The sequence below is a fragment of the Pseudomonas sp. EL_65y_Pfl2_R96 genome (assembly GCF_963970905.1).
Lineage (GTDB): Bacteria > Pseudomonadota > Gammaproteobacteria > Pseudomonadales > Pseudomonadaceae > Aquipseudomonas.
The window spans coordinates 1-535 of the sequence record NZ_CAXAQH010000215.1 but is presented as its reverse complement, the minus strand read 5'-3'; the positions used below and the strand labels follow the sequence as shown (position 1 = coordinate 535).

Sequence of the window (535 nt, the reverse complement as noted above, 5' to 3'; positions counted from 1 at the left end):
CAGCGGATCGTAGAAGCGCGTTGAAATTCCCATCCGCTTGAGCAGGCCGGTGCCCATCGATCGGGTCGGGTCGTAGGCCGAATCGGGCAGCAGCAGCTCGTCCCCGGGCGAGAGCACCGACAACAAGGCCGCTGCGATCGCGGCGACCCCTGAGGGGTATAGGAACGTGCCCTCCGCGCCGGGTTCCAGTTCGTTCAGCGCGTCGGCGAGGCTCCACTGCGTCGGCGTGCCCTTGCGCCCGTAGAACAGCCGATGGTGCGTATTGCTGGTACCGGCGGCGCGGAGATCGGCAACGCTATCGTAGAGGATCGTCGAGGCGCGCCACACCGGCGTGTTGACGATCCCCTGCGTCCATTCCTTGCGCCGCCCCGCTGCTACGACACGGGTGGCATCGCCCTTCGGGCAGTCGCGATCGTCGTTCACGCCGCGCCGGTCGCCTTGGGTGTGGTGCGGTCTGCGCCCCATTCGGACCAGCTGCCGTCATAGACCGCAGCTTCATTGCCGAGCAAATGCGCGCCGAACGCCAGCGCCGAGG

General features: G+C 67.7%; 1 protein-coding gene. It reads right to left on the bottom strand.

All coding sequences use genetic code 11. The features are described 5' to 3' along the window. Positions 1-423, bottom strand: a 423-nt coding sequence (locus AACY49_RS30285) for a PLP-dependent transferase (RefSeq protein WP_339527936.1), incomplete at its 3' end; no start/stop codon positions are given. Positions 424-535: the final 112 nt, after the last annotated feature.